We start from the raw sequence: 26,978 nt of genomic DNA, 5'->3' as shown, positions 1-26,978 counted from the left end.
GACTGGACTCACCTGTCCCCTGCTATGGTAGTAACTTTTTGCTGTTGATAGCGTAGTTTAAATTGCTGTTGCTGCTTTTTATGATCCACAATTGGTTGAGGATAACCAACAGCACGACGCTCTAGAGGCGTAATCTTACCAGTTACTAAATACTCTGTATCTATTGACCTCAATTCAGGTAGCCATCGACGAATATACTCTGCATCAGGGTCAAATTTTTGTGATTGGCTAGCGGGGTTAAAAATTCGCACGGGTTTAGGGTCCATACCACTAGAAGCACTCCATTGCCAGCCGCCATTGTTGGCAGATAAATCACCATCAATTAGCTTCTGCATAAAATACTTCTCTCCCAATTGGGGATTAATTAACAAGTCTTTGGTAAGGAAACTAGCAACAATCATGCGACATCGGTTGTGCATCCAGCCGCTTTCATTCATCTGCCGCATAGCTGCATCAACAATAGGATAACCTGTTCTGCCCTCACACCAAGCCTGAAAATGTTCTTCGTTGGTTTCCCAAGGAAAGCTTTTAAAAGCTTCGCGGTAAGCGCCGTCAGCTAATGCGGGGAAATTATACATAGCTTGTTGATAAAATTCCCGCCATGCTATTTCTTGTTGCCATGTGCGGATACTGGCGGTAGTTTCTTCGCTACGACTATTTTCTAATGCTTCTAGAGTTGCTTGCCAAACGGTGCGAATGCCAATTACACCAAATTTCAATGCCGCACTCAGTTGTGATGTGCCGTCAACGGCGGGGAAATTACGCTGTTGTTGATATTCAGTGATGGCTTTGGCGGTAAATTCTTCTAACTTGGCTTGGGCTGCGGCTTCCCCAGGTGCAATTACCAAACCACCATCCCAAAAAAATCCTAAATCTTTGGCAGTGGGTAAAGGTTTGACTCCAGCTTTTTGGGCAATCTCTTGTTCAGTATCTGTTAGTCCCTCGACGTTTTGCAAGGTTTCCACTGGTTTAGCCTTGGGTTTGCTACTCCAATTTTTCCAAAAGGGGCTATAGACAGTGTAGGGGGTATTGCTACCCGAACGGATTTCTTCTGGGGAATGGAGTATCTGATCCCAATTGTGGGTGAGAAATTCGATGCCTTTGGTTTTTAGGGTATCAATAATGGTGCGATCGCGTATCTGCGAATATGGTTCTACATCCCAATTCCAAAACACAGCTTTAGCATTCAACGCCTGGGCTAAATTCGGGATAGCTTGCACCGGATTGTCATGTAATATTAACAATTCGCTCCCCGCTTCTCGATATCGCTGTTGCAATGCTTGCAAACTGCCAATCATATAAGTTACTCTAGCAGGCGCAACATCATCCCTTTCTAAAATATTCGGGTCTAAACAAAATACACCCACTACTTTAGAACTTCGCCCTCTAGCCGCCGCCAGCCCTAAATTGTCAGCAATACGTAAATCGCGGCGATGCCAAAATAAAACTAAGTCAGACATTTGCTAATTTATATAGTTCCTTTGTACTAGACTAAACTCTAGTACTACCATTGAACAACATTCTGGGGACTGGGTATTGGGGACTGGGTATTGGGGACTGGGGAGATGAAGAGAATAAGTCTTGACTATGGACTAATGACTAATGACTAATTACTCCACTATGTCTATCGGAAAAAGTGGATTATTGACTTATTATGGGTTAAAGTTAAGTATACTCTTCTTAATACATAATTACTTATTTTGTCATGGCGACCTTGTTACTGGACGACGGCACAATTGAGAGCAATCTAGATGAGATAGCCCGTGAACTTGCCCCGCTTGGTATTCACATAAAGCACTATGATCCAGGTACAGCGCTGTTATTTCCCCATCTCTTAACACAAGATGTTTTAACAGACGGTGAAAAGCGCCACATTGTAGATTTGCACAATAGTGTCTTTGAATTTATCCAGCAGGAAAACCGCTATCTTTGGTGTGATTTGCTGAACGTGCATCCAGGTTCGCCTAATCTGCAAACTTTAATTACTACCTACAGCCAGTATCACACTCATACTGCACCTGAACCATTGTATGTTTTAGCGGGCGAGATAATTTTTGGTTTTATCAAGCCAGATGGTAGCCAAGTACAGCTTTTAGTCCAGTCCCAAGATTATCTGCATATCCCCGCCGGCGTAGAACATTGGTGTAGTCTCACTGCATCGTTAAATTTCAAAGCAGTACGCTATTTCACAGCAGCAGATGGCTGGGTTCCCAACTATACAGGTACACAGTTGAATGATCAAGACTGGGGACTGGGGAATTAGTTAACACTTAATCTGTCAACTGTCAACTGTCAACTGATAACTGATAACTGATAACTGTGAACTGACTAATTACCATTCCAAATTAGTTCTAAACGTTCTTGTGCTGATTTGAGAGCTTTTTTGGGAGACTCACCTAACAACGTAGCCTCAATTGCTCTGCCAAGACTGTCAGATAGACGACTATATCCAGCAATAATTGGTCGAGAACCAGCCTCAGACATCTGTTCCATAAACACTTTTAATACTGGCTGCTTGCTGATGAATTGCTGATAAGCTTCACTCTCAAGAGATTTTCTATTAACTGGTAAAAAACCCGTTCCTATACTCCATTCTGTTTGGAATTCTTCACTCAAAACATACTCTAAAAATTTGAGTGCAGCTTTTTCTCTAGCAGGTGTTGTCTTCATCAAATACATAACACCCGTGGCGGTAACTGTAGCAGGCTTAATCTTTGCTGGTATGGGAAACACCTGATAGTCAACATTTGACTTCATGATATAAGTCCAAGGCCCTGTAATTTGCATCGCCACTCGACCTGAGACAAAACCATCCTCCTCATAACCACGTTCTGGAGGCGAAAGAGTTGCTGAACCATCTTTGATCAAGTTCTGCCAAAACTGTAAAGCATCAATAGCAGCCTGATTCGTCAAATTTGGTCTATTATTGTCTACGATGTCGCCACCAGCGCTTAGTAAAAAAGGGAACCAACTAAAAACTGTCCATTCTTGCTTGCCTAAAGGCAGTAACATCCCATACTGTTCAGGTACTTTATCACCATTACGGTCAATAGTTAACTTTTTTGCTACTTGCCTTAATTCTTCCCAAGTTTTAGGTGTTTCCGTAATTCCCGCAGCTTGAAAAAGTTTTGGTCGATAGAAAATACCAAGATTAGCAGTGTATAAGGGTATTGACCAGATATGGTCATTTAATCGTAATTCTGTAAATAAATTGGGTAATACTTCCGACTTTATCGGTAATTGTTCTAGCCACTCATCTAAAGGTTGAATTGCCCCTAATTCGGCAAACTGACCTGTATTTTGTGGGTCATAGGCCAAAATATCTGGAGGTACATTTCCCACAACTGCTGTTAAGATTTTTGGCAATTGTGGCTGACCAACAAAAATAGATTCTACTTGAATATCAGGATGAGTTTGATTAAATTTCTTTACTAGTTTTTCAAACACTTCTCGATTTGCCGGAGGATTAATTGATTGCCATAAGCTTATACGAATTACTCCGTCAGTCTCAGCAACTGTTCCTTGACAACCGGATAAAAGTATTAAACATAGACTCAGCATAATTAACAGCAATGAAAATTGCCAAGCTGATTTTCTCCAGTTGCGAGATAAAGTATTTATCTGGGATTGAAAATAAATAAAACTCATGACCAGTGTTTAAACAACTGCGCCCCTACCCAAATATTGTCGCATTCTTTTGTTTTAAATTGGTAAGCTAATCGTCATTAATTTTTCAAGGCTTTAGTTCTGGGTTTATGCAACTTAAATGTTCATTAGCTGATTGACGTGGGGTGGGAAATGCCCACCCTATAAATGCTATATTAATTCGCCCTTTTTAAACCACACCCCAGTATAATCAATGCGATTGAGGGTAAACTGCTCTCCTCTCAAACGTTCAAAATCATGTAATGCTTTTCTACAACCATCCCAATGACCATAGTCATCGACTTGAATGCTAGCATTAGGAGCAACGTTGTCATAGAGGTTATTGAAGATATCCATTGTTGATTCATACCAGTCGCCATCAGCATGGAGAAAGGCAATAGTACCTATTGCTGATTTATATTTGGGTAAGGTTTCTGCAAATAAACCCTTCACAGGGATAACAATATCTTCGACATTTAATATTTGAGAAATCTTTTGGATATTTTCTGTAATTGGAGCTTTTAAAGTACCAACTCCAAATCCTGTATCATTTGCTGGTATGCCATTGTGTATATCTATTTCTGTTGGGTCGGGCATTCCTTCAAAAGTATCACAGGCGTAAACTAAGCGTGGACGGCGGCTATACTTCTTAACTATTGCGCCTAATAATGCTGCTGATCCTCCTTGACAACTGCCACATTCAACAAAGTTACCTGGAATATCATCTAAACAAACTTTCCTCGCTAGATTGTAGAGGGAAAATAACCGTGCTTCACCTAATAAAGTGTAAGGTTGAATAGTATTCACTAGTTCCTGAAAGTCATTGAAGACATCAGTTGATAATTGACTCACTTGATAGTCTTGCAAATGTTCTGGTAAATACCAATCCATTTGAGGGTCTGGGTGATGTTGCACTGGTTGAATATTTCCCCGCCAAGCAACTCCCATAATTTGCATTGTTTGATAAATCATTGTGTTCCAACCCTGATTTTTTAAGTAATCTAAACCTTGGACAACATCAGGGCAAGTTAAATCATGGAACAAAATTAAAGCATCGTTCTCGGCAAATTTTTCGCAAACTATCGCATCGTTTAATGGGCAGGGCGCATCATGAGAACCATCAATGAAAAAGAATGACCATTTGCGCTGTAATTGTTCTGCTAATTCTTCTACTTTTTGAGGGCTATAACCGCTTACTAAATTAACTGTTTCCAGAACACCTGCATCTCGCAAAGAATTAGCGACACTTTCGTAAATATCTGCTTGATCTAACAGAGGATCAATCACATCTAACTCTACACCTGCCAAGGCTATATGACAAGCAGACCAACCATACCAACAGCCAATTTCTAGAGCTTTTTTATCTCTAAACTTGAGGGCAGTATTATAGAGAATATGAGCTTCATCTCGACTAACAAATCCTATGTATTTGTGTCTTTTATCTACATACCAGTTATGGGATATATCGTGCCTGAGATAAGGCCAATTAGATATAGTGGTATCTTCTACAATCATATTGGGGAAGCATTTGTCAGGCTTAATAACTTCCAATCCAGGGGAAACATAATCTTCGGCTGGCAATAATTCTCTACTAATAATTTCTACCATTTCTTTATTCATGGTTGATGCCCTCAATCTTCTGGTATTAACAACTAAATAGAATTAAGCAAAATTTCTAAATTCATCAATAATTTGAATATAGTTCTTCATAAGATAACTATAATCAAAGTTATGTTTGGCATATTCTACAATTTCCTGACGATAAGATTGATTCTTTTCTATCATCTCCAAAATTGTCTCAGTAATAATTTGTTGATTTTCTGGAGAGGCTTTGCTTAAGATGTTATCTGGCAAAACTTGAATAAATTCTTTGGTATGTAAGTTGGCACTTGCTGATTCAGAAACCACAACACATAAACCTGCGGCTAAAGCTTCGAGTACAACTAGGGGTGCAACTTCACCATCACTAATTAAAACTAAACAATTATAATCTGTCAGGTTGTGATAAACCTGTTGTAAGTTCCAAATGCCTAAATATTTGCTTGTAGTACCTTCTCGAAAATCAGGATCATCTAAAGGTCCGACGAAATCTAGAGGTACTTTTCCATCTATACTTTCTGCTAATAATCGCTGTTGTTTTCTTGGTTGAATCCAACCTAAACAAATGGCTTTATTATTTCCTGTTGCTTGGACACGAACTTTATTTGTATTTACACCGTTTGGTTGGACTTTAATAAATCCTGAATATCCTTTGCTAATAAAAAAATCTTTTGTAGGGTAGGATGCGGCAATTATACCAGGTGCATCTAGATAAAATTTAAACGCTTCTTGGAAATCTTTTTCCCATTTATTTTCTTTGAATAGATAGCCATAATGACTTGTGAAACAATATTTTTGTTTGAGTTTTTTATTAAATTCGTTGACAAAGTGATAGGCGTGTAAATGCACAAAGTCATAATTGCTGTTGTTGATATATTCTATGGATTGATCAACATCTTTCTCATTGATGATATCTACTTCATAACCAAGTTGATTTAAACAACATTGGTAGTCATACATCAAGGTATAAATAGAATTTGATAAGGGTGGTTGAGGATTATAGCCCCAAGCTACGATCGCAATTTTCATAGTAATTCTTAATCAGCAAAAAATTCCTCCTCAAGATAGCACTAATTTATTTGAATGGCAATTTTTTCGGCAACTTATCGTAGTTAAGTGCCAATATAGCCAAATGTTTTGGTTTTCATAATTATCTACATTAACAAACTATCCCAATTGGCTATTATTGAGAAGGTGCAGATATTAGATTAAGTGATTTTTTTCAGAGACATTTCAGAGTATACAGCAAAAGGCTTGAACTTCTGCATCAGCATATTCTCAACGAAATTATCTGAGCGCACAATATATATTTATCTTTGAATAAATAATTTTGTCATCCTGATCAGCACTGTAATTTAGGCTGGAGATGATTCACGTCGCAGAACAATTTATGATGTTTGGGTGAATGTTGTGAGTGTTGTAAATATTTATTGAAAATCTACTTATATATACCCAATTAATGTAATATGAACATAACAAAAAAGGTAGTCCCTGCGGCTTTTAGCTTAGGGATAGCGGGCAAAAGCAGTTTGCCCTTCTCGGATTACTCCGGGTAAAGTAGCTATTTAGGATATTTGTCCATAAATCTACTAACTGTACCCTGATCTGCATCTAAAGTTACGACTACACCAACAGGTAAGGCGGCATTGGGATGGTCATGACCAAATGGTAAATTGGAGACAATGGGAATACCCAAATCAGCCAAGCGATCGCCCAAAACTTCCTCTACAGTAAAACTAGGGATATTGGCTGGCGCTTCGCATTTGGTGAAGCCACCCAAAGCAATACCTTTGACTTTGGTGAATAACCCACTCAAACGCCACTGTGTCAGCATTCTATCAATGCGGTATGGTGCTTCTGTCACATCTTCTATGGCTAAAATTACGTCATCAAAGTTAGGTAAAATTGGTGTACTTAAAAGATGGGTAGCCACCGTCAAATTACCGGGAAGCAAAATACCCCTAGCCACACCACCACCCCAACCACAACCTTTCAAGGGTGCAAGCGGTCTTCCTTCCACCAAATCGAACAGACGTTGAATTGACCATTCTGGTTCATCAGCTAACGTCGTCAGCACAGGGCCATGAACGCCGGATATACCTGCGTTATAAAGACTCCACAACAAAGCAGTGATATCAGAAAAGCCAATCAACCATTTTGGTGTGGTATTTGGCCAGTGCCAATTTTCTAAGATGCGTGTGCTACCAAAACCGCCTCTAGAGCAGAGAATACCACGGCAGTCTGGGTCTTGCCAAGCAGAGGCTAGCTGATGACGACGAATTTCATCTTTGTTAGCTAAGTATCCCCAACGCTGGTCAAGATCATGACTAATTTCTACAAGATAACCGCGCGATCGCCAAATTTCCACACTCTGCTGCAAAGCCGCAAATTCTCGCAAAGCACCACTAGGCGCAATAACTCGCAGTAAATCTCCTCTTTTGAGAGGTTCAGGTAAGATTGCCGATTTCATCAATGTTGTTGCAAAAGTCAAAATTTAGGATAGCCCATAGCTAGGGTTTATACCAAGGTGTGAATTAAATGAGGTTGGGGAGTGGGGGGAGATGGGGGAGCAACCCACCCCTAACCCCTCCCAGGAGGGGTTAGGAGCAGGGGAGAATAACAAGTGTCACCTGTCACCTGATAACTGATAACTGATAACTGATAACTGTTAACTGTCAACTGATAACTGTTATGAGGTATACTGCGAGGAGCTTTTTACCGAGATAATCCGAGCGATCGCCTATGGTATACCATAAGCTATGCCAGATTGACACTCCTCGCTCTAAAGAGACGTTCGCGTTAGCGTCCCGGAGGGAGGATTCTTGCTTCATCCGTCCTCTCTAGAAATCTGAATACTAGTATTCAACTTTCTCCGTTTGGATACGTCCACAAGCTCACACGGACTGCCCGACCGCGTTTGAAAAGGTTTTTAATTTCTGCGTTTACTCCCACATTTGTCAGCCACTGCGTTGGACGGGTTTCCCGGCATAAAGCAAGTGGCGGTACAAGATGCGCGGATTTATACTACCTGTCTTTCCGGATCAGGAGCAGTCCGCTTGACCTACTTCGTCTTTTATTTGTGCGCTTTACCGCTATTAGTTATACTACCACAAAAGCCGCCCTTCTAGGGCGGGGCTTTAAACCCAGTTTTTCGGTAAAAAATAATTCAACTTTTATGAGTACAATATCAGCTCCATCTTTCCTAAAACCTTATTTGGATAGTTCATTTAATTTAAAACAACATCTACAAGGATTTCTGCATCTAGATGCAGAAACTCTAGAGATGAAATTAGCAACTGGTCAAACACAACTAACCCAGTTGGGTCAAGAAAATTTTGATTGGGAACAGGCTACTGCTTTTTATCGTGACAGAGTAGGGGAGCTTTATTTATTTGAGTTGGGAGCGTGGCATTTAAGAAGTTCTGACTACATTGAAGATACAATCAGATTAATTGCTGACCATGCTCAAGGTGTGGTGTTAGATTTTGGCGGTGGTATTGGCACTCATACTATCGCTGCTGCTCTTTGTCCTCAAGTCGAACAAGTTATTTATTGTGATCTTAATCCTGTAAGTCGTGATTTTGTACGTTATCGCTCAGAGCAACTAGGACTGAGCAACAAAATTGTGATTACTCAGGAAATTCCCCCAAATCAGAGTTTTGATACTATTGTATCTTTTGATGTTTTAGAGCATTTGCCTGACCCTAGTCAGCAACTTTTACAATTCTATCAAATTCTACAACCAGAGGGGAAAATGATTCTTAACTGGTATTTCTTTAAAGGGTTTAATCAAGAGCATCCCTTTCATCTAGATGAGCCTGAAGTAGTTAATACTTTCTTCAAGACCATTCAGAGTAATTTTTTAGAAGTTTTTCACCCCTACTTTATCACAGCTCGTTGCTATGGTAAATGGGTTTGAAGATAGTTATTAGTCATTAGTTCATAGGAAGGGGAAAGGGTAAAGGCTGCTCTGACTTTTCACGGTATCTGAAAGACCTCTCTGTTTTTAGCAAAGAGGCTTTGATTACTCCCCCTTCCCTTGAACCTAGTATAAAATTTATTATAATCATAGTTTTTAATAATGATGGTAATGTTCTTATGTGCTGTTAATTGTGCCACTTTAATTATCAGCATACCCTGAGCTATGACATCGCTAATTCTGCGCCTAATACCAATTCTTTATGAAGCTGCACCCAATAAATAATGTAGAGACGTTGCACGCAACGTCTCTACGGTGCAGAATAAAGTGCATCTTCATGAAGAAACGGTATAAGCTTTTCAAGCTTCTTATATGGTATGTCTGAGACTTTAAGCATCTGAAGTTATCTGCAAGGTCTATTTCTTTAAAAATAATTTGTATTTGCTGTAAATTTTTGATTTTTTGCTATTAAATCAGTTGTGTAATTAATTGGATCAAGTTATTTTGGGGTAATAATTAATGTAACTTATGAGGCATGGTCATGAATCAAATACAATTAACTTTACTTATTAGCTATTTACTGATGACTTGCTATTTTTTTACTAACTGGGTAAGCTTTGCTCTGCGTCATCCTACTTCCTCTCCCGAAGATAAGTTTTTAAGCTTTGTAATGTGTTTAATCACAACTGTTTTCTGGCCTTTGATTGTGCCAATGTCTCTAATTGAAATCTTTAAACAGCGTAAATTAGAGGTTAGTACTATAATTCCTGTTCTGTTAGTGATGTTTGCTGTAACTCTTTCTTACGTAATATCAGAATTATCTGCCTAAGTTAAAAGTTTGCTTATTTTTGATTGCTGGCAGTAGGCTTTTAGCTGTGATGGGTAATAGTCGGATTTTGCCACCTGGGAAATGGGCGATCAGCTACGCTGGGCGCTTGCGCCATCGCACTAGCTATGGTAGATGACCTGAATTATACAGTACTTTGCCATTAAAAACTACATATTTAATATAATAAATTTTATAGGGTAGGTATCTTGCCTACCCTATAAATATAAGAGACGCTGCAAACCTGTTCTGCATCTGGGCGAAAAACTCAGTAGCCTTGATTTTATGCAAATATCTGTGATACTCTGCCTTTATCCACAAAATACTGTTAATCGACTGATTAACCGTAGTTTATAAATACACAGTGTGCATCAAATTGGAAATCACCGCTTATGCCAAAAGATTGGTATGAATGGCACGAACTCTATAACACTGAGCCAACATTGCAGCAGCGTCTAGAAATCGTGCGGGAATTTATTGCTTATAGCTTGAATGCGTCCCCAAATGGCAATATTCGGGTGGTGAGTGTTTGCGCTGGTGATGGCAGAGATTTGCTGGGAACCTTAAAAAATCACCCCCGCAAGCAAGATGTTTCTGCAAGACTGGTGGAACTCAACCCCCAATTAGTTGAACGTGGACGAGCAACTATAGAAACTTTAGGTTTAGCCAAGCAAATTGAGTTTATTAATGGTGATGCTGCGATCGCCAATAACTACATCGGTGCAGTACCAGCAGATATTGTGATTGTTTGCGGTGTCTTAGGTCATCTAGCTGATGATAGAGAACTCAAGCGCTTAATAGATAACTTAAGTTATCTGAGTAAAACAGGTGCTTTTTTCATCTGGACTCGTGGACATACTAACGGTATTCCTTACTCTGATAATGTGCGAAAAATTCTCTTTGCATCTCAATTTGAGGAAGTAAATTTTCAACTCACAGCTACAGGAGATATGGCTGTAGGTCTTCATCAATACATAGGTGAAAACTTACCTCAACCCAAAGAGCAACAATTATTTGTGTTTTCTGGCGTTCCTAGTAAAGCGAGGTAAAAATGTCTATTCATACAATATCCAGTTGGGAAGAACTATTAGAAACTGCGAGAAAAAATACCCCAGCGCGTAGAGTTAAAAGACCTGGACAATCTCCTTCCACTGCACCAGTTCCCAGCAGCTTACATAAACTTCCTCCAAACACAGAACCACCAGTTCTGCTATATCGAGATACTAACTCTTGGTGTCCTTTTTGTGAGCGAGTTTGGTTTGCATTAGAAGAAAAAGAAATTCCCTTTGCTACCGAGTTTATTGATTTAAGTAATAAACCCAAATGGTACACAGACCTAGTTCCCACAACCCTTGTCCCGGCTGCAAAAATCGAGGGAAAGTTAATATATGAATCCAAAGATATTCTGTTAGCTTTAGAAGCAAGATTTCCCACTCCTGCATTATTACCAGAAAATCCCGAAGAAAACGCTGCTGCAAGACAGTTAGTAGAAGAAGCCGAGACTAACGGGTTTAGAGATATTGCCTATAAATTCTTGCGAGAAGCACCAAGCGATGCTGATGAATTGGCAAAGTTACAAACAGCATTTGAAACTAAATTAGATGAACTTGAGCAAACTTTAGCTAAATATCCCGGCCCCTTCTTCGTCAGTACATTTAGCTTAGTAGATATTATGTATAGCCCGCATTTAGATAGATTAGCGGCTAATTTACCTGTGTATCGAGGCTATCACCTCAAAGGAAATCCGCGCTTTCCTCGAATTAATGCTTGGTTTGCAGCACTCAATCAACGTCCTGCATATCACAGAGTCAAGTCAGATAATATCACCAACAATTTACTGTTGCGTCGTCGATGGGGAGTGGAACCAATTGGAAATCCTTTACCTCTGGATGCAGCCGATAGCGAGAAGATTGAATATCGAGCCGAAGCAGCCGAGAGACTGAGCGATAATCGAGAAGTGGCGATCGCAGATATTATCAAAAACTCTGGAGTTCAAGCATTAGCCGCAGATGGTGATTTTACCACAGTCAAGGAAGCCGTTGATTTTCACCTGCGACAACTGGCTGATTATCTCATTCATAGCAATGGGCAAAATTTACCGGGTGGTCGGACTGGTGGTAAAAATAGCAATATTGATCCTGTCTTCGCTGCTGTGGGGGCGATTACTTTAGCGTATCTCAGAAATCGCATCTGTGCGCCTCGTGATATGAGTGCTGGTGCAGCCACAGCATTCCGCGCCGCGATAGATAAGTTGTTGACATCGGTGTATTAGGAGTTATCAGTTATCAGTTAACAGTTAACAGTTGTTCTCCCTCATCTCCCCAGTCCCCAGTCCCCAGTCCCCAGTCCCCAGTCCCCCCCTAAAACACTGTTTGACGCAACTGAGGGAATACCTTAGACACCTTGTTTAACAGATAATCGCCGTATGTACCGCGAACGTGAACACTGGCTTGATAAGAGCGATCGCTTTTATCATCATTCACTACTATGTCATTGAGTGCGATCGGTTTGACTTCAACATGAAAATTGGGGTCAAAGAAGAACGGGAAAGAAAGACGATGACTTGTGGATAGGTTGACAACGCGGTGGGCTGTTGAGCGATATAGTCCTTGAGTCATGCGATCGAGCATATCCCCGATGTTGCAGATAAAGGAACCAGGAATAGGAGGAGCATCTATCCAACCAGACTTTGATTTGACTTGTAATCCACCTACATTATCTTGTTTGAGAATAGTTAAAACTCCATAATCAGTATGCTCACCAACACCCCATTCAGAACTAGGTAACGATGACTTAGGAGGGTAATTAAAAATCCGAAATAATATCAATGGGTCTTTTGTATAACGGTCGGCAAAGTAAGACTCTGTTAATCCTAAACTCAGAGCAATTCCCGCCATGATTGTGTGTCCGAGTTGAGTCATCGACTCCATATAAGCAAGCACAGTTTCCCTAAATTGGGGAATATTAGATGGAAAAAGATTGTGACCGTGCATTGGCACACCAGCTTGCACCAATGGGTGATTTTCTGATAGTTCTGCACCAAAGTAAATGCCCTCTTTTAAGTCGGGTTTACCTGATGTTAACTCGTTACCCACAGGAAAATACCCTCGCCAAGCTCTACCACCAAGAGCCATACGCATCTTCAATTTAGTTTCCAAATCTTGTTGAAAAAACTGTTGACTAAGATGTTCTAACTGATTTTGTAATTCTTCATCAACTCCATGCCCAACTATATAGAAAAAACCGTAATCCTCACAGGCTTGTCTGATTTGTTTCGCGACTAAATCACAATCTTGTGGTGTTGTAGGTGAAGAATTTATAGTTTGAGAAACCAGCGCACTAATATCAATGATGGGAACTTGTGAAAACTTTTCGTCCACAATTTGTAAGGCTGTCATATTGAGATTCTCCTAATTGAAGTGGACTAGTAACTAAATCATAAAAGAATTGTATTCCTGAATCAAAACATGAAACATCAAATTAACTTTTATTTTTCTTTGTGACTTTGCGCCTTTGCGTGATGCAAATTCATATTTTCCATCAGTAACTCCAAAAAAATTATATCGATAATGCAGAAGATAAGGAGGACAGGCAATTGGTAACATATAAGGAAAATGAACTACAATTAACTGCTGATGTGCTAGTAATTGGTGGCGGCCCCGCCGCCGCATGGGCAGCATGGGCAGCCGCAGCTCAAGGTGTGAAAGTCATCATTGCTGATAAAGGTTTTTTGGGTACAAGCGGTGCTGCTGCTGCAAGTGGTAACGGCATCATGGCTCCTTCTCCCGAACATTGGGACAAAGTTCTACAGGAACGTTATCGCATAGGCAAAGACCTTGCCAACCTACGCTGGATTGAACGTGTCATCGAAAAAACTTGGCTGAGTTTGCTTTTAGTAGAAAATTGGGGCTATCGTTTCCCCAAAGAAAACGGCGAATCGGTGCGTCAGAGTTACTATGGCCCTGAATATATGCGGGTACTTCGTAAAAACCTCTTGCGTGTTGGGGTGCAAATTCTCGACCAAAGTCCGGCGCTAGAGCTTTTATTAGCTGATGACGGCTCAGTAGCTGGAGCCAGAGGGATACAGAGACAACATCATCGCGCCTATACTGTTCGTGCGGCGGCGGTAGTTATGGCGAATGGCGGTTGTGCATTCTTGAGTAAAGCCTTGGGTTGCAATACTAATACAGGTGATGGAATGCTGATGGCTGTGGAGGCTGGTGGCGAACTCTCCAGTATGGAAGCTTCTAATCACTACGCCATCTCAACAGCTTTCAACGCCACGGTGACGCGGGGGGTTCCTTTTGGCTGGGCTAGTTATACTGATGAAGCAGGGAATGATTTAGGTGGCTATGTCAATGGTCGGCGTGATCCCGCTTTTCTACCTCATGCCTTGATGAAAGGTTCGGTTTATGCTCGTCTGGATAAAGCCACGCCGGAAGTTCAAGCAGTGATTGAAAAGTCTCATTTCATCGCTTTTCTACCCTATAAAAAAGCTGGCATTGACCCCTATACAGAGCGAGTCCCTGTTACCCTGGTTTTGGAAGGTACAGTTAGGGGTACAGGTGGGATTCGGATTATCGATGAAACTTGCGCCACAACAGTCCCTGGTCTTTACGCTGCTGGTGATGCTGCATCACGGGAATTTCTAGCAGGTTTAGCTTCTGGGGGTGGTGGCCCCAATGCGGCTTGGGCAATCTCCACAGGGCAATGGGCTGGAGAAGGTGCAGCAGCCTTTGCCAAGAGTTTGGGCGCTCATGCTAATGAACGGGTTGCCCGTGGAACTGGTCAGGTGGGATGGCGTTCTGCTTCTCCCACTGCGGAAACATACGATAATGAGGCAATTGTACGCGGTGTACAAGCTCAGATGTTCCCGTTGGAAAAGAATTATCTGCGTTCTGAACAAGGGCTTTTGGATTCTCTCGCCAAGTTAGAAACGTTGTGGCAACAGGTACAAGGTAAGCCGAAACAGGAGACAGTGCGCGATGTGGAATTTTCCCGTCGAGCGGTGGCGCTAACGGCTGTAGCAAGGTGGGCATACTTTAGCGCCTTACATCGCACAGAAAGCCGCAGCGAACACATCCGCGTAGACTATCCCGAAACCGACCCCAATCAGCGTTATTACCAAGCCACAGGCGGCTTAGACAAGCTCTGGGTTAGACGTGATTGGATTACAAAAGCTGTTGCCACAACACCAGTATTCACCTATTCAAGTCCTAGCCGGAGCGGATTATGATTGAGCTTGTCAGCCATAAACTATGTATCAATTGCAACTTGTGCGTCCAAGTTTGTCCTACCAACGTCTTTGATGCAGTTCCTGACGAACCACCTGCGATCGCTCGCAAGGAAGACTGTCAAACTTGTTTTATGTGTGAGGCATATTGTCCTGCTGATGCCCTCTACGTTGCGCCTGAGTCTCATACCGAGATTCCCGTTAATGAGGATGAGTTAATTGCAAGCGGCATTATGGGCGAATATCGCCGCATCTTGGGTTGGGGATATGGCAGAAAAAACAATAGTGAACAAGATACTGCCCATAAACTACGCCAGTTACCACGCCCCTATCAAAGTTAATTGGCTACCCAAAATAAACTTGCCTTGAGATATTAAATTTCATCTATCGCGTGCCTTAAATGGGAGTGGAGAAACACCGCTCCTTTTTTCTTTTACCAAATATTTATAGTAGGGGACAGGTAATATCGTGTCCGGTAAAAGACTTATCATTAAGACTGCAAGGGGGCAGGGGGAGAAAGACTTTTCACCTTTTTGCACAGATGCACCGAATTACAACTAATTAGGCGGACATGATATAACAGGTTACAGGTAACAGTCTTTAAAGCCTGTTCTTATAGGCATTTTATGCTTAGTCGGTGTCCTAACCTATCAGGGGATTGCTATAAATCTTATATTTTTATCTTAACTAATATAAATTGGTTAACAACACCACCAAAATTTTGTTTAAGCGTTCGTAATAAAGAATCTATCACACCAACACTAGTAGCACTTTTAGAAGAGTTTTTAGAAAAAGAAATGGGTCAACCTTTTATTAATTTGCTAATGGTTGCCATACTTTAATTTATATATTAAGTCTAGAGATAGATGTAATAAAAATTAGCTCTCGATAAGGTGGTCGTGATTATTTTGATTGATAAAAATACAAACATTAGTTAAACCCTGACGAAAATTGGCAGGTTGATTGTTTTGCAAGTTAAAACTCGATACTAGTAATTGTGATGGCAATTCCCTCGCCCATCACAGCAGGACAAAATTCTCCGCATTACCCAATAAGACAGAAATTAGTTGATTAATAAAGGAAAAATGCTATGAAAGGATTAAAAGGAAAAAACGCATTGATTACAGGTGGAAGTTCGGGAATTGGACAAGCGATCGCGATTCGTTTGGCTCAAGAAGGTTGTAATATTGCTATTAATTACCGCAAAGATCCCGAAGCGGCGGAAGATACCGAAGAAATGGCAATGGAAAAAGCCTGTGGCGATGTCAATAACTGCGGTGTTCAGTCTCTACTGATACAGGGTGATGTCTCTAAGGAAGAAGACATTGTGAACATGATCAATTCTGTAGTTGATAAATTCGGCAGTATTGATATTTTGGTCAATAATGCTGGCATTCAAATCGAATGTCCATCCCATGAAATCAAAACAGAAGACTTTGATAGAGTCATTGGGGTAAATCTGCGGGGTGCTTATCTATGCGCCCGTGAAACTATAAAATATTTGCTATCGCAAAATCAAGCGGGAATCATCATTAATGTTTCCAGTGTTCACGAAATTATTCCCCGACCGATGTATGTTAGCTATTCTATCAGCAAAGGCGGAATGGAAAATCTGACGAAAACTCTAGCCCTAGAATATGCAAATCGGGGTATTCGCGTCAATGCGATCGCTCCAGGCGCAACTATCACTCCCATCAACGAAGCTTGGACAAACGACCCCGAAAAGAAAGCAGTTGTCGAAAGTCATATCCCAATGGGTCGTGCGGGAACGGCGGAGGAAATGGCCGCAGCCGTCGCTTTTTTAGCATCCGACGAAGCCGCATATATCACCGGACAAACTCTATTTATTGATGGTGGATTAACACTCTACGCCGACTTCCGCGAAACTTGGTCTGCGTGATAGGGACGATTTGGGTATAGGACTGTAGGTCGGCAAAACCCTTATACCCGTAATGCCAATAACATCTGCTGAAATTGCTTCTTTTCCCAGCTTCTAAGTGACTAGGCTGCTGATTCTGAGGGAGTTTGAGGAGTTTGTAACTATTTTTTTACAAAAATTACTTAAGTTTTGTGAAGAAGTATGTTATTTTATTAATTGGTCTTAACTATGATTAGCTTTGGTATTTTCGAGCGAGCTGACAGCGATGGCGTTCCGCCCCCCTGTCGGCGATCGCTTTTATTTATTAAGAGAAGTTAAATCAGCAACTGGCTTACTCCCAGGGGACAGGGAACAGCTTTAAAAGGCTTTTTGTATATGGCTTTGTTCTGTTAGCTGAAATCTGCTATGTTTGTGCGATCGCTTATCAAAATTTAGGATGGGCTGGACAGCCCATCCCACAAATATGCAACGCCAAAAAACTACATAGATGACTATGCTGACTTTTCACGGGATCTGGAAGACCTCACTTCCATTCTTCTCTCCTACAAGGAGAGAGGCTTTGATTTCTCCCCCTTCCCTTGTAGGGAAGGGGGCTGGGGGGTTAGGTCTGACGGAGCGCTTTTCCACATAACGTGAAAAGTCAGGATGACTATGGACTAATAACTAATGAAGAAAATAAATCAGGTGCATCAAGAATTTTCAACTGAATTAAGGCGACAATCACCAGAGTATACACAGTTGAAGATATCAAACCAGAAAAGATTTCCTTTTTGAGGTTGCGTTCTTTAGGTTCTTTTTGAAACATATCCTGAGACCCAAATTGCATCATGAGAATACCTATCACATTCGATATCCAATAACCAGCAATTGCAGAAGGTATGAACAACTTCGGGGAAAATAAACTGCATACATAACCAAAACCGTAGGCGATGGGCAGATTAATTATCAAGTCATTCCACCAACATAGGGGAGATAAAAGGTATCCCAATACTAGGAAAAATCCGCCTCTGAGTTTTTTGAAAATGTCTGTTTTGAGTTCGTCAGGAATAGTCTGTTGTGACTGTTCCTGTCTGCCATCTTCTACTATGCTTAACTCTTGCTCAACTTTTTGGACGCTTTCCATAAAAACCCACCAAACCTACCAACTTAGCGTAGTTTAATATAAAAATTATCCAAAAGTCTAGTACATTAGCTATACAGTTGGGAATTTTACTACTTTTGGTTTGTTGTCTACCTGATGAGGATAGCTGCGCCAGAGGGCAAAATAGCCAAATAATTCTAGGATAACGCTTTTTTTGGTGTAATTGTTGGCGATCGCCTCCAGATGCGCTGCGACTGCTGATAAATTTCAACCGCGTTGTTTTATTGCCGAACGATTAATCTCAGATTGATAGTTAAAATAGCTATAATAAAAATGGCGAAATGATTTACTTAATAAATGACTAATTTACCTTTAACTAATTATTTATTAATAGCTGGAATTGCCTTTCTTTTTATTGCTGTTTTAGGACAAATAAAACTAGGATTTGCGGAAATCAATCCTGGTTGTTTCGGGAGAACCTTAGCTTTATTTCTAGGACTTTTCAGCTTATTATTTGCTTTGGGTATGGTTGGTTTACCAATGGAGACTTTCGATTTAATCAGAAGCTATTTAACAGAGCAAATTCAACAGTATTTGGGCTAATCTCACAACAAAAGTAGAGAGCAACCTTTTCCAACTTCATGGCGTATTATTTAACTCAGTTGTTCACTACCAACTGAGTTAAATGCTTGCTTTTACTTTATCTAAAAGTTGTTTATCTAATTCTGTAATCTCTGGTAAATTTCCTTGCCATTCTAGGAAAAATTGCTTGTCTAAGACTCTAACTTTTCACGTTAAGTGGAAAAGCCAACGTCAGACCTAACCCCCCAGCCCCCTTCCCTACAAGGGAAGGGGGAGAAATCAAAGCCTCTCTCCTTGTAGGAGAGAGGAATGGAAGTGAGGTCTTCTAGATGCCGTGAAAAGTCAGGTCTAAGACTAACTGAATCCCAAAATTATCGATGAGGTAGCGTAAGTCTATATCTTTTACTGGGAGTGTTTGCGCCATTTTTTCGCTATAATATTTATTCCAAAAACCTTGACAATACATTTATTTAGGACTTACGTAAGTGTCATCATCAAACTAACTGTAGGGTGCGTCAGCCCCAATAATTTCGTACAGATTCAAGGATTTTCCACATCTGACGCACCCTACCCCAAGTGCCAGTTGCGTAAGTCCTGTATTTTAAAAATAAGCTCCTATAAGACTATAAGTTAAACTTGCTAAGACTAATGAAGTAATGATGACGTAAATAAATTCGCGCTTTAATAGGAAAGTTAATAAAGATATAATTACCCTGAAAATAGGGGTGGCAATTAATAATAACATTCCCAGTTGGATGATGCCACGACGGCTACCTGATAAGACTGCACCAAATACACCGACTGGTGAACAAAATTCTGATGGTGTGCCATGAAAGATGTGATAGTCAGCAGGCTCACTACCATGATGAATTAAGTACAGTATGCCGCCTAGTAGGACAAATGCACTAGCTAGTAAAACTCCATATTTTAAGAGGTTGCTGAGTAGATATTCTAATTGCTGCTCGGTTGATGTTTTGACACCAGTTTGGCAATTATTGGTGACTTCTTGTGCTGCTATTTTGACATCATTTGTTTCTTGAGGCGGCACAGAGATAACCACAGATTCACTATTTGGTTGTACTGTTTTCTGGTAAATGCCAGTATTATATTCATACATTTTACAGCCCTCCCATTAGACTGTTGTAAACCATTTTTAAAGCCATTACCACTAATACCAGACTGAAAATTATTCTCAAAATATGTGTTTTAGCACCTATCAAAACTCGCGCACCTAAAAAAGCTCCAGGTAATACCCCCAACATTACAGGCATTGATAAGCCTGGATCTATGTAACCTCTAGCTAAATAAACTCCGGCTGATGCGGCGGCTGTGACACCGATCATAAAGTTGCTGGTAGTGGTAGAAACTTTAAAAGGTAGACGCATGGCCTGATCCATTGCTAGGACTTTGAAGCCTCCCGAACCGATACCCAGTAACCCAGACAATACGCCAGCTATTAGCATGACGCTAAATCCGGCTGGGACTGCGTGGACTTGATAAGGTACTAGTCCATCGGGGGTTGGGTAGGTGCTGTTGAGTTGCAGGTAGTCGGCGAGGGGATCGGGGGGTTCATTTTCTATTTGCTCAATTCTAGGTCGTTGTGAAAGGTAGGCGGAATATATCAGCACGATCGCCAATACAATGGTTAAGGCTTTGACTGAGACAAATGTAGCAATAATTGCGCCGGCGATCGCGCCAATTGTCGTGGCGACTTCTAAAAACATTCCCAATCGCAGATTTGTATAACCTTTCTTAATATATGTAGATGCTGCACCCAGGGATGTGGCTATTACAGATACTAGGGAAGCACCAACGGCATATCTAATATCAACACCAAATATAGAAGTTAATAAGGGAACTATGACGACTCCACCTCCTAACCCAGTTAGCGCACCTATAAAACCAGCGCTAAATGAGCCAAGCCAAACTAATAGAGAAAATTCTAATATATTCAAATTGCTTACCTTGATTTATAAAATTAGATTATCTCCTATTTAAAATAAAGGCGATATTTCTTCATTTAATAAGTTGAGCGAAGTCAAGAATCTGTAAAGAATCTGATGGGATGATATTTCTTGTTTCATGACTAGTTTCTCTATTTAAAAATGGCACACATATCGATGGGGTTTTGGGTAATTCTGTTATTACTTTTGAATTGCCCAGGCAAGCGATCGCCAATTTACTACTTGCAGATATCTATATATCTACCACTGGGACACCTGTTTTTTAAGTTATATTCCTTTAGATAGATTTCATCCTACCTTATGTATTTTCTACAATCAAGTATAAGTGATAAATAAAATCTAATTTTTCTTAAAAATTATTAAATTTGATAAATGTATCGACGTTTAGGAGAATTTATTTTAATAAATCAATATGATAATTTTTCTTTGATGATAGTTACAAAAAATACGCACACAAGACGACGGGAATTATTGTGTTTTAAGCTTGTGTAGTAGTGAGTATATTGAATAAGGGGATTTTTGTTTGATCAATTACGGAAAAATAAAAAGTATAAAATAAAATCAAGCAAATATTGTTGTAATTGAGAAATTCTCATGATATGTGAAGCTTAAATTGGCATTTAACAAAGCTAACATAGCAGTATTTTTATAAGGTCTTGAACGTGATAGGTTCGTTATAATATTAACAACATTGCTAGATAGTCATAAGCTGCAAGTTGTAAAAATTGGAACGCAAACATGAAAACCTTTAAATACTTTTTGATGGTGGCGGTCTTTGTTACAAGTTTATTATTCGTTCAACCTGCTTCATTAGCAGACCGCCCAAAAATTACCAAAAACCCTGATTACATTACCTTGACAGAACAAATCAAGAGTTTAAGAAAGTCCCAAGAAAAACAAGTTAAATTGGCAGATTATACCCCAGAACAAATTGAGCAAAAAATAAATGAGTTAGAGTTGCAAAAATATGCTCTGGAATCAGGAATTGACTGGGGACAATGCAGTAATCAGACAGGTAAGACTTTAGCTATCTACGGGCCAGAACCAAATTTAGATGACGATGAATATTCTGAAGGCGCAGCATTGTATTTTTTAGGTGATGGTCAGACCACTGAGGATAGATGGAATTGTAAGGGTGTTTATTTACCTAGTGATGTCAATGCTGTAGCTATCAATTCTGATGGTCAAGGTAAAGAATTTATTGGTGGCGTTGTCATCAAAGTTCCTGTTGGTACTAACTTAGTTCTCAAGACAGATCCTGATACTGGCGCGATTGAATTTAATCAGGCTGGAACTCAAGTTGTGAAATCTGATGAGGTAAATTGGTTTATTCCTAATGTGTCGCAAGCAATTGTAGATGCACGAGTTACTAATGCACCTACGAAGAAGGCGTAAATAATTAAGGTTTGTAGTGAGGACTTTAGTCCTTTCTTGAGGACTAAAGTCCTCACTACGAACTTGAAAACTACTCCATCTGCTTGTAGGTGGAGTTTTTTATGAAACTAATTGGTGATGTACCAAAATAATGATAATTCAGTGCGTTTTCATCAAGAACTGGTATAGTCAAAACAGACTGATACTGTTTCTTGATAAAGATGCACTTTATTCTGCGCTGTAGAGACGTTGCATGCAACGTCTCTACATTGTTTATTCGGCGCAACTTCATGGAGAATTGGTATGAGGTTTTGATATGGCTCAATCTTTACCTAAACTATTGACTTTTGCAGAATTTGTTGAATGGTTGCCAGAGAATAATGGCAAGCGTTACGAATTACATGATGGAATAATAGTTGAAAGGCCTCAACCCACTGGCAAGCATGAAAAAGTGATAGGATTTTTGGCAGGGGAAATTACTGTTGAGTATAAAAGATGGCAATTGCCATAATTTATTCCCAAAACAGCGTTAGTAAAACCGCCGAGAAAGTCATCTGCTTACTTACCAGATATAGTTTTAATTAATGATGCTAATCTACATAATGAGGAATTGTGGGCAAAAGAATCTACTGTAACTCAAAGTGCATCTATTCCTTTGGTGATTGAGGTTGTTAGTACAAATTGGGAAGATGATTATTACACCAAGTTAGGGAATTATGAGGCAATGGGGATTACCGAATATTGGATAGTTGATTATGCAGCTTTAGGGGCAAGAAAATTTATCGGTAATCCCAAGCAACCTACTATTTCTATTTATCATCTAGTTGATGAAGAGTATCAGGTTGCTCAATTTAGAGGTTCGGAACTGATTATTTCTTCTACTTTTCCTGATTTGAAATTGACTGCTAATCAAATTTTTAATGGTCAATAGTCAATAGTCAACAGTCAATAGTCAATAGTCAATAGTCAACAGTCAATAGTCAACAGTCAATAGTCAATAGTCAATAGTCAACAGTCAATAGTCAATAGTCAATAGTCAATAGTCAATGGTTAATATGTTACACCACTCTTTTATTGACAAAATAACAAGCCCAAAAGCTGATTATTTCGTAGGGTGGGGAGTGGGGGGAGCAGTGGTTCTCTGCGTTCCCTACGGGACGCTACGCGAACGCGATAGCGTGTCGTAGACAGACGCTAACGCGAACGACTGCGCTCACCAACCGGAACAGGGGAGCAGAGGAGAAAATATTCATCATCACTGTCACCTGTCACCTGTCACCTGTCAACAGTTATTCTCCTAAGTTTCTTCAGGTAATAGGGTGGTTTCTTCTTGAGTTTGGTCGCCTACTGCGGTGGGTTTGGTTAAGTTTGGTTTGATAATTATACTCACACCTATTGCCCAAGCGATCGCCACCATCCAACCTGCAAGAATGTCACTAGGGAAATGTACCCCCAAATAAAGGCGAGTCCAGCCAATTACCAAAATATATAAGCTACCTACAGTCAACACTAACCACCGCCAAGAGGTAGCCCAAGTGAGAATTAACAACATAGCTACCAGGGTCATACTCGTTGTAGCATGACCGCTAGGAAAGGCAAAATCGAACTCCGGCGCACCAGAAACCCATAACTGGGGACGGACTCGGTGCATTAACATCTTGGCTGTGCGGTTGATGATGGTGCTTCCCAAGGCTGTGGTTAATAGATAGGCTAGCGATCGCCAGCGTTTTCTCTGCCATAATACTATAGCGATCATTCCTAAAATCGGACCCACAGTCCAAAATGACCCGAATTTAGTTAACACCACCGCCACTATATCTAATGCAGGTTGTGCTGTAGAGTGAACCGCCAACAGTATTGGTAGATCCCAAGGGAACCCTGCTTCATACTGCCATAACTTCACTGCCAATAACTCAAATATCTGCAATGGTAAGTATACCCCAGCTAAGAGGAGTAAAAGCGATCGCCAACGGGCAACTAAAATATTTTGGATAAAGGAAATAGGTGCTGGGCTTTGTTGATTAGTCATCTTAGAAAATAGAGGCTAGACAAAAAATATTTATAATGGTATGAACAGGTAATATCATGTCCGCTTAATCACTGATCATATCTTCGGGGTTGGTAATTGGTAATTGGTAATTGCTAATGGTAGAAAACAATTACCTATTAGCTATTACCCATTACCGACCAAAACAACCATATTATAAGTAATTAGCCGAACTTGATATAACAGGTAACAGGTGACAGAGTTAAAAGTCTTTTGCTGTCTAAGCTATTGCTATATTATAGATGTCTCTATAAAACCCTCTTTTCAACTCATCAAACCTCCCCTTCCTCTGCGTTTAAAAACCCTACCCTTGCAACTCCCCAAACTTAGGACTCCACCAACCCTTAGCCGTACTAAAATAAGCCACATCCTTATGCTTTTTATCAGTGCGAGATTGAGAGGCGGAACAACGCAGCATAGTTTTTTTCTGTCCATCTTTCGTATAGGTGTACTCCTCCAAAGGTTTTTTACATACTGGGCAAGGGTAGGCACTCAACTTAGCGGAGGGTATAATTTTATCTTGACTATTCTCGGCGATTTTGTCATCTTTCGTTCGGGGTGGTTGCCAAGCCTTACTAAATTCACTCCAGAAGAGGACGGTATTTTCACAACCACTGGTGCATTTGAGGAAGTATTTCTTCTTTAATTTACTACTAGGTATCTTGCTGAGGAAGTTGTTGCAGTCAGGACAGCGAGTCCTGCTAGTATCGTACTTACGCTCAGGAAAAGTTTTCTCTTTGTGGGCTGTATCGACAACTAGAGTCTTAGCTTTTACCAAAGCTGGGGCAAAATAATTCTGATTCCAGGTGGTTAAATATTGCTGCCAAGGTTGTTTTCCATCGGCGATCGCATCGAGGGCATTTTCCATTTTGGCAGTAAACTCTGTCTCTAGTAAATCAGGTAAAGCTTTTTGTAAGAAAGTATCAACTTCTAACCCTAGACTGGTTGGGTGTAAGTTGTCTTTTGTCAGTTCGATATAACCGCGTTTCTTGAGGGTGGCGATGGTGGGAGAATAGGTACTAGGACGACCAATACCTTTACGTTCCATGAGTTGAACTAACTTCGGTTCGCTGTAGCGTGGTGGGGGTTGGGTTTGTTTCTTCTCGTGACCAGCATTTTCTAATGTCAGCATTTGCCCTTGCTGTAGGGCTGGTAAAATGGTATCTTTGCTGAGGTTAGGCCAGTAACGGGTATAACCCAAAAACTCGACTACTTGTCCTCTTGCTGAAAAGAGAATTTCCCCAGACTGGATAATTACCAAGGTTTTCCGCAACTGCGCTGGACGACATTGAGAAGCGATCGCTCGTTTCCAAATCATCACATACAAGTTAAACTCATCAGTAGGTAGTTCTATGCGTAACTCTGCCGAAGGTTTAAAGACATCTGTGGGACGAATTGCTTCATGTCCTTGTTGCGCCGTTTTACTACTACGATGTCTCGCCACTTGCGTCGGTACATTTTGCGGGTCATTTTGTTCCAACCACTGACGCGCACTCTCACAAAACTCTGGACTCAACATTACCGAGTCCGTCCGCATATATGTAATTAACCCAGCCTCATACAACTTTTGGGCTAGCTGCATTGTCTTTTCTGGCGCGAACTTCAACTTAGAACCAGCCGCTTGTTGCAGGGTGGAAGTAATAAATGGTGGTGGTGGTTGGCGGTTGACAATTTTCCCTTCATACTGTATAACTTGGTGAGGATGACGACGTGCTTCTTCCACTAAACGATTTGCTTCCGCTTCGCTCAACACGCGGGTAGACTCTGGTGCAGTTGTCTGATTTCCCGCCGCATCATCATGAACTTCCACTTCCTGTTCTGGTGAGTCTGGACGACTGTTAACAGTACCCTTGTAGAAAGCGCGGAAACCCTCAACATAATCAACCCAAACACTCCAATAATCTTGCGGGACAAAGGTTTGAATTTCTCTTTCCCGTTGACAAATCAGGTGCAGTGTAGCACTTTGCACTCTCCCGACACTTTTCGCCCCATTATTCAACGCCCATACTAACGGGCTACCCTTATAACCTACCAACTTATCTAAACAGTCTCGACATAATCCCGCACCGACTAAATTCAGGTCTAACTTCCGGGGATTGGCGATCGCATTTCTTACTGCACTTGCTGTAATCTCTGTATAGACTACCCGTTTCGGTTCTCTCAAACCTAGCACTTCTTTGAGATGCCAAGCAATGGTTTCTCCTTCCCTATCTGGGTCAGTAGCCAAGACAACTTCACTCACCTGCTTGGCTGTGGTCTTCAACTGCTGGATAGTTTCTTGGGAACGTTGGTCACGCGCTACGTATTTGCATTGCACCTTCCCATCTTCCATACTGAATCCCAAAGAATCCTCACCCTCATCACTGAGTTCGCGGATGTGTCCACAAGAAGCACGCACTATCCACTCTGAACCCAAAATTTGACTAAGCTTTTTAACTTTCCCTGGTGATTCAACTACTAGAAGACGTTTCGCCATAAACAATTATAGGAGGCAGGAGGCAGGAGGCAGGAGATAGGAGGGTTTAGTTATTGCCAGTTTCTTAACATAGACCGATTTTCTCTCACTGACTTACTTAATGAATTTAGCTTTCAGCACACAATCTTTTTGAATGCTGGATTTAGCATAAATTATACCACCCTTTAGTATCTGTGTACTATAAGAAATGTTTCATTTATTGAAGAACGGAAGCAGAGGAGTAGTAGAGAAAAACTGTGGACTGTTGACTATGGACTGTTGACTATGGACTAATGACTATGGACTAATGACTATGGACTAAATTCCTTGATTCTTTCTGTAGAAAGTAGTTTTCACCTTGGCAAAAGTTTACT

Annotated in this window: 23 protein-coding genes and 1 pseudogene; 11 read left to right on the top strand and 13 right to left on the bottom strand. The window is 40.6% G+C overall.

Features of this window, described 5'->3' with window-relative positions; all coding sequences use genetic code 11:
* Nucleotides 1–8: 8 nt before the first annotated feature.
* A complete protein-coding gene (locus H6G83_RS18965) occupies nt 9–1,460 on the bottom strand; it encodes a deoxyribodipyrimidine photo-lyase, 8-HDF type (RefSeq protein WP_190475131.1) in 1,452 nt (483 codons plus the stop codon).
* A gap of 245 nt (nt 1,461–1,705) precedes the next feature.
* On the opposite strand from H6G83_RS18965, the gene H6G83_RS18960 reads away from it, so the two are divergent.
* A complete protein-coding gene (locus H6G83_RS18960) occupies nt 1,706–2,263 on the top strand; it encodes a 1,2-dihydroxy-3-keto-5-methylthiopentene dioxygenase (RefSeq protein ID WP_190475129.1) in 558 nt (185 codons plus the stop codon).
* 65 nt (nt 2,264–2,328) lie between these two features.
* On the opposite strand, the gene H6G83_RS18955 is transcribed toward H6G83_RS18960, so the two are convergent.
* The 5 genes from H6G83_RS18955 to H6G83_RS18935 all read right to left on the bottom strand — a co-directional run bounded on the left by H6G83_RS18955 (nt 2,329) and on the right by H6G83_RS18935 (nt 8,075).
* Nucleotides 2,329–3,648, bottom strand: coding sequence for an ABC transporter substrate-binding protein (locus H6G83_RS18955; protein WP_190475127.1), 1,320 nt, complete (start codon nt 3,646–3,648; stop codon nt 2,329–2,331).
* A gap of 168 nt (nt 3,649–3,816) precedes the next feature.
* Entirely contained in the window at nt 3,817–5,265 is a 1,449-nt protein-coding gene (locus tag H6G83_RS18950) for a class I SAM-dependent methyltransferase (RefSeq protein ID WP_190475125.1), read from the bottom strand.
* A gap of 42 nt (nt 5,266–5,307) precedes the next feature.
* On the bottom strand, nt 5,308–6,273 hold the full coding sequence (locus tag H6G83_RS18945; protein ID WP_190475122.1) for a glycosyltransferase family 4 protein: 966 nt from the start codon (nt 6,271–6,273) through the stop codon (nt 5,308–5,310).
* Nucleotides 6,274–6,805: 532 nt separating this feature from the next.
* Nucleotides 6,806–7,714, bottom strand: a complete 909-nt coding sequence (locus tag H6G83_RS18940; protein ID WP_190475120.1) for a S66 peptidase family protein — start codon at nt 7,712–7,714, stop codon at nt 6,806–6,808.
* A 205-nt stretch (nt 7,715–7,919) separates the two neighbouring features.
* Complete coding sequence (locus tag H6G83_RS18935; protein WP_190475118.1) at nt 7,920–8,075, bottom strand: hypothetical protein; 156 nt, start codon at nt 8,073–8,075, stop codon at nt 7,920–7,922.
* A 344-nt stretch (nt 8,076–8,419) separates the two neighbouring features.
* On the opposite strand from H6G83_RS18935, the gene H6G83_RS18930 reads away from it, so the two are divergent.
* The 4 genes from H6G83_RS18930 to H6G83_RS18915 all read left to right on the top strand — a co-directional run bounded on the left by H6G83_RS18930 (nt 8,420) and on the right by H6G83_RS18915 (nt 12,261).
* Nucleotides 8,420–9,163, top strand: a complete 744-nt coding sequence (locus tag H6G83_RS18930) for a class I SAM-dependent methyltransferase (protein WP_190475116.1) — start codon at nt 8,420–8,422, stop codon at nt 9,161–9,163.
* Between the two features lie 541 nt (nt 9,164–9,704).
* The gene (locus H6G83_RS18925) at nt 9,705–9,992 is read left to right on the top strand and encodes a hypothetical protein (RefSeq protein WP_190475114.1); all 288 of its coding nucleotides are present in this window, start codon (nt 9,705–9,707) and stop codon (nt 9,990–9,992) included.
* Between the two features lie 389 nt (nt 9,993–10,381).
* Nucleotides 10,382–11,038: a class I SAM-dependent methyltransferase family protein gene (locus H6G83_RS18920; protein ID WP_190475112.1), complete on the top strand. Its 657-nt coding sequence runs from the start codon at nt 10,382–10,384 to the stop codon at nt 11,036–11,038.
* A gap of 2 nt (nt 11,039–11,040) precedes the next feature.
* Complete coding sequence (locus tag H6G83_RS18915; RefSeq protein WP_190475110.1) at nt 11,041–12,261, top strand: glutathione S-transferase family protein; 1,221 nt, start codon at nt 11,041–11,043, stop codon at nt 12,259–12,261.
* A gap of 88 nt (nt 12,262–12,349) precedes the next feature.
* Here the strand turns inward: H6G83_RS18915 and H6G83_RS18910 are convergent, their stop codons facing one another.
* Nucleotides 12,350–13,387: an isopenicillin N synthase family dioxygenase gene (locus tag H6G83_RS18910; RefSeq protein ID WP_190475108.1), complete on the bottom strand. Its 1,038-nt coding sequence runs from the start codon at nt 13,385–13,387 to the stop codon at nt 12,350–12,352.
* A gap of 197 nt (nt 13,388–13,584) precedes the next feature.
* Here H6G83_RS18910 and H6G83_RS18905 point away from each other — a divergent pair, with 197 nt between their 5' ends.
* From H6G83_RS18905 to H6G83_RS18895, 3 genes are all read left to right on the top strand, one after another.
* Nucleotides 13,585–15,225 (top strand): FAD-binding protein, encoded by a 1,641-nt coding sequence (locus H6G83_RS18905; RefSeq protein ID WP_190475106.1) that lies wholly within the window; start codon nt 13,585–13,587, stop codon nt 15,223–15,225.
* On the top strand, nt 15,222–15,563 hold the full coding sequence (locus H6G83_RS18900) for a 4Fe-4S dicluster domain-containing protein (protein WP_190475104.1): 342 nt from the start codon (nt 15,222–15,224) through the stop codon (nt 15,561–15,563). The genes H6G83_RS18905 and H6G83_RS18900 overlap by 4 nt, the downstream gene beginning before the upstream one ends.
* A 749-nt stretch (nt 15,564–16,312) precedes the next feature.
* A complete protein-coding gene (locus tag H6G83_RS18895) occupies nt 16,313–17,122 on the top strand; it encodes an SDR family oxidoreductase (RefSeq protein WP_190475102.1) in 810 nt (269 codons plus the stop codon).
* Between the two features lie 628 nt (nt 17,123–17,750).
* On the opposite strand, the gene H6G83_RS18890 is transcribed toward H6G83_RS18895, so the two are convergent.
* Together H6G83_RS18890 and H6G83_RS18885 are read right to left on the bottom strand one after the other, a co-directional pair.
* A complete protein-coding gene (locus tag H6G83_RS18890) occupies nt 17,751–18,224 on the bottom strand; it encodes a hypothetical protein (protein ID WP_190475100.1) in 474 nt (157 codons plus the stop codon).
* Complete coding sequence (locus H6G83_RS18885) at nt 18,202–18,453, bottom strand: hypothetical protein (RefSeq protein ID WP_190475098.1); 252 nt, start codon at nt 18,451–18,453, stop codon at nt 18,202–18,204. The genes H6G83_RS18890 and H6G83_RS18885 overlap by 23 nt, the downstream gene beginning before the upstream one ends.
* 86 nt (nt 18,454–18,539) lie before the next feature.
* Between H6G83_RS18885 and H6G83_RS18880 the strand changes: the two genes are divergently transcribed.
* The gene (locus H6G83_RS18880) at nt 18,540–18,785 is read left to right on the top strand and encodes a hypothetical protein (protein WP_190475095.1); all 246 of its coding nucleotides are present in this window, start codon (nt 18,540–18,542) and stop codon (nt 18,783–18,785) included.
* Nucleotides 18,786–19,365: 580 nt separating this feature from the next.
* On the opposite strand, the gene H6G83_RS18870 is transcribed toward H6G83_RS18880, so the two are convergent.
* Entirely contained in the window at nt 19,366–19,881 is a 516-nt protein-coding gene (locus H6G83_RS18870) for a DUF1634 domain-containing protein (protein ID WP_190475093.1), read from the bottom strand.
* Nucleotide 19,882: 1 nt separating this feature from the next.
* Nucleotides 19,883–20,719 carry a sulfite exporter TauE/SafE family protein gene (locus H6G83_RS18865; protein WP_190475091.1) on the bottom strand — a complete coding sequence of 279 codons (837 nt, stop codon included), beginning with the start codon at nt 20,717–20,719 and terminating at the stop codon, nt 19,883–19,885.
* A 747-nt stretch (nt 20,720–21,466) separates the two neighbouring features.
* Here H6G83_RS18865 and H6G83_RS18860 point away from each other — a divergent pair.
* Together H6G83_RS18860 and H6G83_RS18855 are read left to right on the top strand one after the other, a co-directional pair.
* Nucleotides 21,467–22,123: a hypothetical protein gene (locus H6G83_RS18860; protein WP_190475089.1), complete on the top strand. Its 657-nt coding sequence runs from the start codon at nt 21,467–21,469 to the stop codon at nt 22,121–22,123.
* A 295-nt stretch (nt 22,124–22,418) separates the two neighbouring features.
* A pseudogene (locus H6G83_RS18855) lies at nt 22,419–23,033 on the top strand (Uma2 family endonuclease).
* A 366-nt stretch (nt 23,034–23,399) separates the two neighbouring features.
* Here H6G83_RS18855 and H6G83_RS18850 read toward each other — a convergent pair.
* Nucleotides 23,400–24,131: a phosphatase PAP2 family protein gene (locus tag H6G83_RS18850; RefSeq protein ID WP_190475087.1), complete on the bottom strand. Its 732-nt coding sequence runs from the start codon at nt 24,129–24,131 to the stop codon at nt 23,400–23,402.
* A 322-nt stretch (nt 24,132–24,453) separates the two neighbouring features.
* A complete protein-coding gene (gene topA / locus H6G83_RS18845; RefSeq protein ID WP_190475086.1) occupies nt 24,454–26,625 on the bottom strand; it encodes a type I DNA topoisomerase in 2,172 nt (723 codons plus the stop codon).
* Nucleotides 26,626–26,978: the final 353 nt, after the last annotated feature.

Source organism: Anabaena azotica FACHB-119, assembly GCF_014697625.1.
Lineage (GTDB): Bacteria > Cyanobacteriota > Cyanobacteriia > Cyanobacteriales > Nostocaceae > Trichormus > Trichormus azoticus_A.
This window is presented reverse-complemented; position numbering and strand designations above follow the sequence as displayed.

Excerpts from the sequence above, each read along its gene's own strand:
- H6G83_RS18930 (WP_190475116.1), top strand. The coding sequence starts at position 8,420 with ATGAGTACAATATCAGCTCCATCTTTCCTAAAACCTTATTTGGATAGT.
- H6G83_RS18895 (WP_190475102.1), top strand. The coding sequence starts at position 16,313 with ATGAAAGGATTAAAAGGAAAAAACGCATTGATTACAGGTGGAAGTTCG.
- H6G83_RS18850 (WP_190475087.1), bottom strand. The coding sequence starts at position 24,131 with ATGACTAATCAACAAAGCCCAGCACCTATTTCCTTTATCCAAAATATT.
- H6G83_RS18940 (WP_190475120.1), bottom strand. The coding sequence starts at position 7,714 with ATGAAATCGGCAATCTTACCTGAACCTCTCAAAAGAGGAGATTTACTG.
- H6G83_RS18935 (WP_190475118.1), bottom strand. The coding sequence starts at position 8,075 with ATGAAGCAAGAATCCTCCCTCCGGGACGCTAACGCGAACGTCTCTTTA.
- H6G83_RS18870 (WP_190475093.1), bottom strand. The coding sequence starts at position 19,881 with ATGTATGAATATAATACTGGCATTTACCAGAAAACAGTACAACCAAAT.
- H6G83_RS18965 (WP_190475131.1), bottom strand. The coding sequence starts at position 1,460 with ATGTCTGACTTAGTTTTATTTTGGCATCGCCGCGATTTACGTATTGCT.
- H6G83_RS18950 (WP_190475125.1), bottom strand. The coding sequence starts at position 5,265 with ATGAATAAAGAAATGGTAGAAATTATTAGTAGAGAATTATTGCCAGCC.
- topA (WP_190475086.1), bottom strand. The coding sequence starts at position 26,625 with ATGGCGAAACGTCTTCTAGTAGTTGAATCACCAGGGAAAGTTAAAAAG.
- H6G83_RS18920 (WP_190475112.1), top strand. The coding sequence starts at position 10,382 with ATGCCAAAAGATTGGTATGAATGGCACGAACTCTATAACACTGAGCCA.
- H6G83_RS18960 (WP_190475129.1), top strand. The coding sequence starts at position 1,706 with ATGGCGACCTTGTTACTGGACGACGGCACAATTGAGAGCAATCTAGAT.
- H6G83_RS18925 (WP_190475114.1), top strand. The coding sequence starts at position 9,705 with ATGAATCAAATACAATTAACTTTACTTATTAGCTATTTACTGATGACT.
- H6G83_RS18955 (WP_190475127.1), bottom strand. The coding sequence starts at position 3,648 with ATGAGTTTTATTTATTTTCAATCCCAGATAAATACTTTATCTCGCAAC.
- H6G83_RS18860 (WP_190475089.1), top strand. The coding sequence starts at position 21,467 with ATGAAAACCTTTAAATACTTTTTGATGGTGGCGGTCTTTGTTACAAGT.
- H6G83_RS18890 (WP_190475100.1), bottom strand. The coding sequence starts at position 18,224 with ATGGAAAGCGTCCAAAAAGTTGAGCAAGAGTTAAGCATAGTAGAAGAT.
- H6G83_RS18880 (WP_190475095.1), top strand. The coding sequence starts at position 18,540 with ATGACTAATTTACCTTTAACTAATTATTTATTAATAGCTGGAATTGCC.
- H6G83_RS18910 (WP_190475108.1), bottom strand. The coding sequence starts at position 13,387 with ATGACAGCCTTACAAATTGTGGACGAAAAGTTTTCACAAGTTCCCATC.
- H6G83_RS18945 (WP_190475122.1), bottom strand. The coding sequence starts at position 6,273 with ATGAAAATTGCGATCGTAGCTTGGGGCTATAATCCTCAACCACCCTTA.
- H6G83_RS18915 (WP_190475110.1), top strand. The coding sequence starts at position 11,041 with ATGTCTATTCATACAATATCCAGTTGGGAAGAACTATTAGAAACTGCG.
- H6G83_RS18900 (WP_190475104.1), top strand. The coding sequence starts at position 15,222 with ATGATTGAGCTTGTCAGCCATAAACTATGTATCAATTGCAACTTGTGC.